Below are 10,742 nucleotides of genomic sequence, written 5' to 3' on the forward strand. Positions count from 1 at the left end.
CAAAACGCCTAATGTCATAGTAGATATCAAAATTAGAATTCACTACCTAAGGTTGGGTATAAATCGCGTTATTTAGCGTAACTTAGTAACATCGCGTAGGCATTGGGTGTGAAAATTTGTTTTCTATCAACAATTACGTCTAATTACATTTTTTACGTTGACCAAATCATAAGCACTCAGTAGCCTGAGTAGTAGAATAATAAATTGGAACGTTTGTTCGCTGTATGGACTGGAATATTCAAACCCTTAGCTTGCTATCAATACCACTGATAAGTGCAGTAGTTGGTTGGGCGACAAATTATCTTGCAGTTAAGATGATGTTTTACCCCATCGAGTTTGTGGGCATTAAGCCTTTTCTGGGCTGGCAGGGTCTCATTCCGGCTAAACGTCGGCAAATGGCAGAAATAGAAGTTGAGCTTGTTTTAGGTAAGCTACTGAGCGTGGAGGAGCTTGCTCAACGGCTCGACCCCGATGAACTCACCAAAGCTATTGAACGCAGACTTAGCCAAGTTATTCGCAAAGTAGTTAACGATGTTATGGCCGAGTCAGCGCCTCAAATGTGGGCAGCACTGCCGGTTCAAGGAAAGAATTTAGTTTACCAGCGCATTGAAAACGACATTCCGAATGTTGTGCATAAAATGGTGGATGATTTTCAGCACAACGTGTCTGAAATTCTTGATATTAAAGAACTCGTTGTTGAGCAACTGGTTAATTCACCAGAATTGATTAACGAAATTTTTCTCACAGCAGGCAGTAAAGAGTTTCCTTTTATCGTGCGTTCTGGGCTGTATTTTGGTTTTCTCTTTGGACTACCCACCATGCTGCTGTGGCACTTCTACCAAGCATGGTGGATTTTACCCTTAGGAGGCTTGCTAGTGGGGTATGCCACAAACTGGATAGCCATTAAAATTATCTTTGAGCCCAAGCGGCCCCGAAAAATTGGCCCCTTTGTGGTTCAAGGCATGTTTTTAAAACGTCAAAAAGAAGTGTCTGAGGTGTACTCGTCGATTATAGAAGAGAAGCTGATTACGCCTAAAAATATCACCAATATCATTTTACACGGCTCTGGGTCGGCGCAGTTACTCGAGCTTATTGAGCTGCATGTTAACGACGCTATTGAGCGCTATGTGGCCATTGCACAGCCTTATTTTGCACTTGGGGTAGGGTCAGAGAACTATCACAAAATGAAAGCTTTAGCAGTGCAGCAAATTTTTGATAACTCGGAAAAATACCTGCTTTATGCCTACGATTACGCTAATGGCGCAATGCAAATAGGCCAAGACTTAAGCTTGAGAATGCAGGCGCTAAGTGCAGAAGAATTCGAGGGTGTACTGCGCCCAGCGTACCAGCAAGATGAGTGGAAATTGATATTAACCGGCGCGTTACTAGGTATGGCCGCCGGCTTTATGCAGCTTTATTTGGTGTTTATGTAAGGAGCGCTTAGCGCAATGAAAACAGCACAGCGTATCTTGCTCACTGCCTTGGCTATGTTTAATGAGCACGGAGAAAACTCCGTCACGAGTGTCGATATTGCCATCGAGCTCGATATAAGCCCTGGCAACCTTTACTATCACTTTAAGGGTAAAGAAAGCATCGTGGTGGCGCTGATGAAAATGCACGAACAGCAAATGCAGGCCTTGCTGACCCAAGACAAGCTCGATACCTTAAGTGCAGAAGACATAATGTACTACCTGTATTTGCTTGTTGATAGCATTCACGTATTTCATTTTTTATATAAAAGCCCCGCTGATTTGGCAGAGAAATACCCACAGATAGTGAAGCGTCGGCAGCATATTTTGGCCAATCTTAAACGTCAAATCACATTTTTATTCGAATCGTTAGTCAAGCAGAAGGTGCTGATTGCTACCGACGCCGATCGCGTGTTATTGGTCGAGCTTATACTGCTCATCATTACTCAGTCTTGTCAGTTCGATGAATTAAACAGTCATATGGATGATGAGACGCAACGCTTTCATGCTTTATCGCTCATGATGGTAAGTATTCTTCCGCGACTTGCTATGAATGAAGGTGAAAAGGCAAAGCTAGTGGCCATACTCAATTCCCACGAGTTTGCGAATAGTATAAAAAGCGAATCACCACTTTACGCCGTTAACGGGGATAAATAATGTCAAAAACCCTTAGTTTCTTAGACAAATCGTTCTGGATAACGGAATCGGATGAAAACCCAAAGCACGTGGCGTGTTTGCAGCTACTAGCGCTCCCTGAAGACGCCGACAAAAAAACTTACGTACCGACACTGTTTAATGAGATAAAAAGCTACACCCGGGCCACTTTGCCTTTTAGTTGCGCAGTGAAAACCTTCCTTGGATACCCCATTGGGTTTAAACCGGTGAAAAAGCTACATATGGATTACCATGTGCAAATTCACCGGGTAGCAAATGTGCAAAACAGAGAAGCCCTCGACGCCTTTGTCGCCCGTCTTCACGCCTCCCGTTTAGACCCCGACAAGCCCCTTTGGCAATACCATTTTATTTTTGATGAGATTAGCGACACCTTTGCCATTTATGCGCGCGTACATCACATGTATGGCGATGGCACCACGTTAGTTCGCTGGTTCCAAGCGGGCTATGTCCCACACTCTACCGACGGCAAATTTACGCCCATTTGGGCAACTAAGCGGCTTAAAAATAAAAAGCGGGATCCGATCAGTCTAGTAAAACGTCTCGTTGGCGTGGGATATGCTCTTAAAACCGTATTTGATTTGCTGGTTATTTTTGTCCGAATCTTTATGAAGCTGCTTAGAGTGAACCCGCACTATATGCCGGTGCCGTTCACCGGTACTAAAACCATGCTTACCGGACAGGTAAAAGCGGGAAGGGCAGTGGCTACTGTCGATTTAGATTTTAAGCGGGTAAAAGCACTAGCACGGCGTACCCGATCTACTGCAAACGAAGTGTTATTGTGTGCATTTGATATTGGTGTACACAAACTGCTTAAAGAGCATGGCCAGGTGTTTAAAAAGGCGCTGTACACCAATATGCCTATTAACCTTCGCAAACCGGGTGAAAAAATCACCGGTAATAAAATTGCGATTGTTCCAGTTAAGCTCGCCCATGGCGAGAACGATCCTTATCTTAGGTTAAGACAGATAGTCGTTAATCATCGCATAGTGAAGCACGCGGCTCAGCACGCTCGCCCGGCTGCGTTTAGTGGCTACACGATTGTTATTCAATCGATGGCATTAGTTTTTGAGTGGCTGCGCTTATCAAACGTGGTAAAGCCCATTGCCAATATACTTATTTCTAATGTGCCGGGTCCTAGAGAAACGCGATATTTAAAAGATGCCAAGTTACTTGCCTGTTACCCCATATCAACAATGACACCGGGGGGCGGGGTGAACATCACTTTTATGACCTATGCCGACACCGCCAACGTGGGTCTGGTTTGCTGCAATAAAAACGTAGAGTCCCTGCAGCCACTAGCTCTTTATGTGAAAGAAGCCTTTGATATGCTAGAGGCAAGTGTGGACGACCCTAGATTAAACATTGATGATATTGGTGAGCACATCGATAAAGTGCCGCTTTCTATAGTGACTGACCATTAGGGCTTTCTTGATTTAGCACCAGGGTATGTAGATTGAGCGCAGGATTATTTTGATTGAGCGCTATGTTGATTAATTATTTCGCTAGACGAGATAAAAGCGAAGTCGGTCGTCTTCTACGCGCACGCTTTTGCCAACTCGTGCAAACAGGGCCTCGCGCCAATGTGACTCGCGCATGGTATGACTCAGATTAGCGGTATTAAGCTCACTTTGAATGGCCTGGTTAATTTGCGGTTTGTGATAGTCCAATACCGCTTGTTTAGAGCCTGATAAATAGAGCTTTAAATATTCAGCAGCCACATCTGACGTGCCAACGGTAAACAGAGACATTGCCGAACGCAGTGACGATGTCACTAAATTATTAATGCCCTGCGGAAAGAATTTATTTAACAGGTAACGAGAGTCTTGTATCAGCGCGTAATTATCATTGACCAGTGTGATGGTGTCGATATTGACGTGGGTGAGTAATACGGTTTTACTTATTTCATCGTATTGGGGCGTTGCGCTTGATACAACTACAAGGTGCGCTCGATACAATGTGTTATTAGCCACGTCGATATTCATAGTGGCAAGACTCTGAAGCACCAGTTTATTATTTTCATTATCGAAGGTTATTTCGCCCTCCTGAACGTTGACCGAGCCAGTACCAATAGGAATATTAAGTGGAAAACGGTGGGGGAAGAGGTCGGCTATTAACTCGTGAAGTTCTTCTTTTGTGAAGTCATCAAAGCGCAGTTTACCGAGTTTGATAAGCAGTCTAGCAATGAGTAGCTTACACCTATCTTTAAGCGGCATACGCGATGGTTGACTGTCGATTGACGGCGAAGAGAGAGGCATAGCGACGGTGTAGGCCCTTGTATTAACACTGAGAATACTTCAAGACTATTATGTTTTGTGAAAGTTACAACATAAAACTTTCCCGAAGCACGGCTAATTTGCTAATCTGGTCTTACCACAACCTTTTGTTAACAATTAGAGCGTTAATAAATAGAGCATTAATAAATAGAGCGGTGCGGAATACAAAGATAGACGCGTAGCGTTTTACCCATCCCGTTTTTGGAGCAGTGACTATGAGTGAAATACAAGGTAAGTACGACTACATCATTGTAGGAGGAGGCTCTGCGGGAGCGGTATTAGCGACTCGATTGTCTGAAAATCCGGCCCTTGATATTTTACTTATCGAAGCGGGCGCAAAAGACACCAACCCTATGATCCACATTCCCTTTGGCATTTCCTTGTTAAGTCGTTTCGAGGGCATTGGTTGGGGGTATCACACTGCACCGCAAAAAGAGATGTACGACCGAGAACTCTTCTGGCCGCGGGGGAAAACTCTCGGCGGCAGCAGCTCTGTAAACGCCATGTGCTACATACGAGGCCAAGCCGAAGATTACGATCGCTGGGCGTTTGAGGAAGGCGCGGTGGGGTGGTCCTTTGACGAAGTACTGCCTTACTTCAAACGTGCTGAAAACTTTGAAGAGGGGGCTGATGAGTATCATGGCACAGGTGGCCCACTTAATGTGAGTAAGCTTCGTCATACTAGCGTGCTTTCCGATGCTTTTGTTGGCGCAGCCTCACACGGCGGCTACCAGCAAGTGGATGACTTTAATCGCGACCAACGCGAGGGTATAGGCTATTACCACGTTACTCAGGTTAACGGGCAACGTTGCTCTACGGCGAAAGGCTATTTATCACAAGCAAAACACCGTAATAATCTCACTGTGCTCACCAAAGTGGCTGCTGAAAAAGTTGTGTTAAAAGACAAACGCGCAGTGGGGGTGCAGGTAAGAGAAAAGGGCTCTGTTGCCACGTATTTTGCCAAAAGTGAAGTGATCTTGTGCGGCGGTGCAATTAATTCACCGCAGTTGCTAATGCTCTCAGGTATTGGTCCTCGCCATGAGTTGGAAGAGAAAGGTATTTACGTGCACCAAGATTTACCTGGTGTGGGCCAAAATCTGCAGGACCATCTCGATGCAATAGTGCAGTTTACTTGTGAAGCTCGTGAAGGGTATGCAGTTGCCGCAGGTGCATTGCCTAAGTACGTTAAAGCAACGGCAGAATATGCCCTTAAGCGCGACGGCATTTTTTCTTCTAATATTGCTGAAGCGGGTGGTTTTTTACGCTCGTCAAATGCAGGTGAATACCCTGATATTCAGCTTCACTTTTTACCTGCTATTCTTAACGATCACGGCAGACAAGTTGCCTTCGGTTATGGTTACGGGCTGCACGTATGCTGCCTTTACCCTAAAAGTCGCGGTACGGTATCACTACAAAGCAATCACCCCGCAGACCATGCGCTCATCGATCCGAACTACCTCAGTGCGGTGGAAGATCAGCAGGTGATGATTGACGGGGTAAGAATGGCCAGAAAATTACTTGCTGCTCCCGATTTCGAAAAGTTTAAGGGAAGTGAGCTATATCCAGGTGTTGAGGCACAAACTGACGAAGAAATTTTGGAGTTTTTGCGAGAGCGTGCTGAAACTATCTATCACCCAATAGGGACCTGTAAAATGGGTAGCGAATCCGATGAGTTGGCCGTGGTAGATTCCCAGTTAAAAGTAAGAGGAATTGAAGGATTACGAGTAGTCGATGCGTCGGTCATGCCAAGTCTCATTGGCGGTAACACTAACGCACCTACAGTTATGATTGCAGAGCGAGCAGCCGACTTTATTAAAGCCACTCATGAAGGGCAGCCAATACCCATTCAAACTGCGTCGGCGTAGGGTTAGGTATAGGGTTCTGTGTAATAAAGCGCCCCTGCGCTTTAGGCTTTGTTCGACGCCTGCATAAATAAATCTGCGGCACAGTCACACATCTCTTGAATGTGGCTGCTGTCTGCATAAATACCATCTATCAGCAGGCGTGCTATGCCGTGAAGTGTGCCCCAGGTAACTTGTGCTAATCGCAGAGCGTCTTGATTGTCCGGCAGCAAACCCTTGTTTTGCCAAAACTTAGTCATCGTTACTTGAAACTGGAAACAGGGAAAGGCCACGTCTTTTAAGTCGCTGGTGGCCGCATTGTTTTGCCAAAGGGTGCGGCCAAACATAAGCTCATACATTTCAGGGTTAGCTGCCGCATAGCCTACATATTCACAAACGAACTCTCTAAAGCGTGCACTGGGTGTTTTTTCTTCTTGTTCAAATATGCGTTTTGCTGTTGAGTGCCAATCGCTAAAGCCCTTTGCGGCAATGGCGCTAAGCAGTGCGCTTTTATCTTTAAAATGATGATAGGGCGCAGTACGAGATACGCCTGCATCTTCAGCAAGCTTGCGTAAAGACAAACTATCTACCCCATGTTCGGATAAGCGCTTTGCCGCCGCGTTTAAAAGGGCAGTTCGAAGGTCTCCGTGATGATAGGATTGGGCCGGATTTGATACTGCATTTGAAATTGTATTTACCGCTGTATCTGTTGCTGAAGTAACCACTGCCTCCCTCGTATCCGTCACATTTACTGCACTCATCGCTGTAGTCTCATTCTCTACGCACCTTCTATTTGCACTCTCTATTTAATGTGTATTCGGTTTTTGCTGCCTGCGGGTTTTTACTCTTTCGTGATATCAAATATCTCGTGATCACTCATACAGAGATATGAACCGCCTCGCGGCATTCGCCATTTTACTCGATAGTTTTCTAAAAAGGCTACTTTATCTTGACACCGTCAACATAGCCTTTTATCTTGACGCTGTCTAGTTTGCAAAAATGTTAATAGGATTTTCACCATGGAGACACCGCAAACCATGAAATACTCTACGCTAGAAGTTAAATACGAAGGGCTGATTGCACATGTTGTACTTAATCGTCCTGAGGCGATGAATAGCATGAACCCGGCGTTTTGGACCGAGTTCCCCGCGGCCGTTCGTGCCATCGATGACGAGGCCAAAGCGCGGGTCATTATAGTGTCGTCAACAGGCAAGCATTTTTCTGCCGGTATGGACTTAGCGGTGTTCTTGAACATGAAGGAAGATTTTAAAGGCGATCCTTCTCGTCGTGCAGAGCGCATGCGACGCACAGTAAAAATGCTGCAAGACAGCTTTACCGCTATTGAAGAAGCCCGTATGCCAGTGATAGGTGCTGTGCAAGGCGGCGCCATTGGCGGTGCGGTAGACTTATTGAGTGCGTGTGATATGCGCTATTGTACTAACGACGCCTTCTTTTCAATCAAAGAAACACAGCTTGGTATGACTGCCGATGTAGGTACCCTTCAGCGACTGCCTAAGCTAATTCCCATTGGCATGGTTAAAGAGCTTGCGTATACGGGCAGAAACTTTGGTGCGAAAGAAGCGCAGCAGCTGGGTTTCGTGAATGAGGTTTTCGAAAGCCAAGACGCAATGCTTGAGGCTGTCTCTAAAGTGGCTCAGCAGATAGCGGCGAATTCACCCCTCGCGGTATCGGGCACCAAAACCATGATCAACTATGCTGTCGAGCACAGTGTTTCAGAAAGCCTAGATTATATGGCGACATGGCAAGCTGGCATGTTTCATATGGAAGACGTATTTACTGCGATGGAATCACAGAAAGCGCAGCAACAACCAGAATTTCCGCCGCTACATGGCGCTGTAAAACAAATGAAATCGTAGTTTCAGCAGGCACTGATAACAACATCATTACGACTCTAATTTCAGGAATAGACTATGAACCAGACCGTTACCGACCATACAGTATATCCTCACCTATTTCGTCCTCTCGATTTAGGCTTTACCCAATTAAAGAACCGCGTGATCATGGGCTCAATGCATACCGGCTTAGAAGAGCTTCCGGATGGTCACAAACGCATGGCTGCATTTTACGGTGAGCGTGCTCGTGGCGGTGTAGGACTTATCGTAACCGGCGGCATCGGGCCAAATGAAGAGGGTTCAACCCATCCATCTACGGTTCGCCTTGATACTGATGAAGCCATTAAAAACCATAAAGAAGTGACCGATGCAGTACATATTGCAGGTGGCAAAATTTGTATGCAAATTCTGCATACCGGTCGCTATGCGTATGGTCCTAAACTGGTTGCGCCTTCAGCGGTGCAGGCACCCATTAATCCGTATAAGCCTAAAGCTCTTGAAGCGGACGAAATTGAAAAGCAGATTAACGACTTTATAACCACCGCTACTCAAGCCCAGCGCGCAGGCTACGATGGCGTCGAGATAATGGGCTCTGAAGGCTACTTTTTAAATCAGTTTATTGCCCGCAGAACTAACCATCGCGATGATGAATGGGGCGGTGAATACGAAAACCGTATTCGATTGCCAATTGAGGTCGTTCGCCGGGTTCGCGAAGCCGTGGGTGAGCGTTTTATCATTATTTACCGTTTGTCTATGCTGGATTTAGTGGAAGGCGGCTCTACCTTCGACGAAGTAGTGCAGCTAGGTAAAGAAATCGAAAAAGCCGGTGCGACTATTATCAACACTGGTATAGGGTGGCACGAAGCGCGAATTCCAACCATTGCCACTAAAGTACCCCGCGCAGCATTTACCTGGGTGTCGGCGAAATTCCGCGAGCAGTTGTCTATTCCTCTTATTACATCAAACCGCATAAACACGCCCGATGTGGCTGAAACCGTGCTTGCTCGTGGCGATGCAGATATGGTGTCCATGGCGCGCCCATTTCTTGCAGACCCCGACTTTGTGCGCAAAGCTCAGCAAAATAAAGCGGATGAAATTAATACCTGTATTGGTTGTAACCAAGCCTGTTTAGATCATGTGTTTAGCGGCAAAATGACCAGTTGCTTGGTGAATCCCCGTGCGTGTCACGAGCTCGAGCTTAATGTAAAACCTGCTGACAACAAAAAGCGAGTAGCGGTTGTAGGCGCTGGGCCTGCGGGTCTCGCAGCTGCGGTCACATCAGCCCAACGAGGCCACGACGTGGTTATTTATGATGCTGCAAGTGAAATTGGTGGGCAGTTTAATATTGCCAAGCAAATTCCTGGCAAAGAAGAGTTTTATGAAACCCTTCGTTATTTCGCCCGTCAAATAGAGCTACACGACAATATTACCTTGAAGCTCAACACCCGTGTTGACGCCTCAACGCTAAACGACGAAGGGTTTGACGATGTGCTAGTGGCAACAGGTATCAAGCCAAGAATGCCAGCTATTAAGGGTATTGAACACAGCAAAGTGATGTCTTACCTTGATGTGTTAAGAGACAAGAAACCAGTAGGTAACAAAGTGGCTATTATTGGCGCCGGTGGTATTGGTTTTGATACTGCAGAGTACCTCTCACACGGAAAAGAAACCCCAAGTTTAGATATTCCTGCGTTTATGAAAGAGTGGGGCATTGATATGACAATGACAGCGCGAGCGGGAATTGAAGGAATGAAACCTCAGCCTGAGCCATCGCCTCGTGAAATATTCTTGCTGCAGCGAAAGTCGTCGAAAGTGGGGCGTGGCTTAGGTAAAACCACTGGCTGGGCGCATCGAGTAGGCTTGTTAGCAAAAGGGGTTACTATGATCCCAGGTGTTACTTACGACAAAATTGATGATGAAGGCCTGCACATTACCGTAGACGGGAACGCCCAAGTATTGCCAGTAGACAATGTCATCATTTGTGCAGGCCAAGAGCCATTGCGAGATATTGTTGAAGGGCTAAAAATGCCTTATCACTTAGTGGGCGGTGCAGATGAAGCTTTAGAGCTTGATGCTAAGCGCGCTATCGACCAAGGTACAAGAGTGTGCGCTGAGGTGTAGTTATCACCTTTGTTGCAGCATAAAAAAAGGAGCCATAATGAAGTGACCCCATTAAGTTGGACTCATTTCTAAGCGGCAACCAAGGCCTGATTTCGATATTGTATCGGACTCAGGCCTTTTAGTTTTAGCTTAATGCGTTCGTTGTTGTAATAGTCGATGTATTCTTTGATGTTTTCAATGAGTTCATTTGCGTCTTTGAACGTTTCATTGTGATACATCTCAGTCTTTAATATGCCGAAGAAGTTCTCTGCAACGGCATTGTCTAAGCAGTTTCCTTTTCTGGACATACTCTGTAGCAGCCCATGTTCTGTCAGGTGTTGTTGGTATCGTTTATTTTGATATTGCCAACCTTGGTCTGAGTGTATGAGTGGTCTCTCATGCTCCAGCAGCTTTGCTGTTGCGGTTTTAAGCATGTCAGTGACTAAGGGCAACGTGACAGATGTTCGCACCTCATAGCTGACCACTTCTTGGTTAAACAGGTCGATTACCGGCGACAGGTATACTTTCTGG

The 10,742-nt window shown here is 45.9% G+C and carries 9 protein-coding genes; 6 read left to right on the top strand and 3 right to left on the bottom strand.

The genetic code is table 11. The features are described 5' to 3' along the window. Positions 1 to 224: 224 nt before the first annotated feature. Genes O9X84_RS17090 through O9X84_RS17100 form a run of 3 tightly spaced genes read left to right on the top strand, consistent with a single transcriptional unit; the run spans position 225 to position 3,565 of the window. Positions 225 to 1,433 (top strand): DUF445 domain-containing protein, encoded by a 1,209-nt coding sequence (locus tag O9X84_RS17090; protein WP_269520887.1) that lies wholly within the window; start codon positions 225 to 227, stop codon positions 1,431 to 1,433. 15 nt (positions 1,434 to 1,448) lie between these two features. Beyond that, entirely contained in the window at positions 1,449 to 2,126 is a 678-nt protein-coding gene (locus tag O9X84_RS17095) for a TetR/AcrR family transcriptional regulator (RefSeq protein ID WP_269520888.1), read from the top strand. After that, on the top strand, positions 2,126 to 3,565 hold the full coding sequence (locus O9X84_RS17100) for a wax ester/triacylglycerol synthase domain-containing protein (RefSeq protein ID WP_269520890.1): 1,440 nt from the start codon (positions 2,126 to 2,128) through the stop codon (positions 3,563 to 3,565). Before O9X84_RS17095 ends, O9X84_RS17100 begins: the two co-directional genes overlap by 1 nt. Before the next feature lie 81 nt (positions 3,566 to 3,646). Here O9X84_RS17100 and O9X84_RS17105 read toward each other — a convergent pair whose 3' ends face one another. Beyond that, the gene (locus O9X84_RS17105) at positions 3,647 to 4,399 is read right to left on the bottom strand and encodes a DUF1439 domain-containing protein (protein WP_269520892.1); all 753 of its coding nucleotides are present in this window, start codon (positions 4,397 to 4,399) and stop codon (positions 3,647 to 3,649) included. A 233-nt stretch (positions 4,400 to 4,632) separates the two neighbouring features. On the opposite strand from O9X84_RS17105, the gene O9X84_RS17110 reads away from it, so the two are divergent. After that, positions 4,633 to 6,282: a GMC family oxidoreductase gene (locus tag O9X84_RS17110; RefSeq protein ID WP_269520893.1), complete on the top strand. Its 1,650-nt coding sequence runs from the start codon at positions 4,633 to 4,635 to the stop codon at positions 6,280 to 6,282. A 41-nt stretch (positions 6,283 to 6,323) separates the two neighbouring features. Here O9X84_RS17110 and O9X84_RS17115 read toward each other — a convergent pair whose 3' ends face one another. Further along, positions 6,324 to 7,019 carry a TetR/AcrR family transcriptional regulator gene (locus tag O9X84_RS17115; protein ID WP_269520894.1) on the bottom strand — a complete coding sequence of 232 codons (696 nt, stop codon included), beginning with the start codon at positions 7,017 to 7,019 and terminating at the stop codon, positions 6,324 to 6,326. Between the two features lie 276 nt (positions 7,020 to 7,295). Here O9X84_RS17115 and O9X84_RS17120 point away from each other — a divergent pair, with 276 nt between their 5' ends. Further along, positions 7,296 to 8,135: a crotonase/enoyl-CoA hydratase family protein gene (locus O9X84_RS17120; RefSeq protein ID WP_269520895.1), complete on the top strand. Its 840-nt coding sequence runs from the start codon at positions 7,296 to 7,298 to the stop codon at positions 8,133 to 8,135. A gap of 54 nt (positions 8,136 to 8,189) precedes the next feature. Further along, the gene (locus tag O9X84_RS17125; RefSeq protein WP_269520896.1) at positions 8,190 to 10,232 is read left to right on the top strand and encodes an NADPH-dependent 2,4-dienoyl-CoA reductase; all 2,043 of its coding nucleotides are present in this window, start codon (positions 8,190 to 8,192) and stop codon (positions 10,230 to 10,232) included. A 68-nt stretch (positions 10,233 to 10,300) separates the two neighbouring features. On the opposite strand, the gene O9X84_RS17130 is transcribed toward O9X84_RS17125, so the two are convergent. Then, positions 10,301 to 10,742, bottom strand: a 442-nt coding sequence (locus O9X84_RS17130; RefSeq protein ID WP_269520897.1) for an IS3 family transposase, incomplete at its 5' end; no start/stop codon positions are given.

Origin of the sequence: Alteromonas sp. BMJM2 (genome assembly GCF_027257845.1) — a bacterium.
In the GTDB taxonomy this organism is placed as follows: Bacteria; Pseudomonadota; Gammaproteobacteria; order Enterobacterales; family Alteromonadaceae; genus Alteromonas.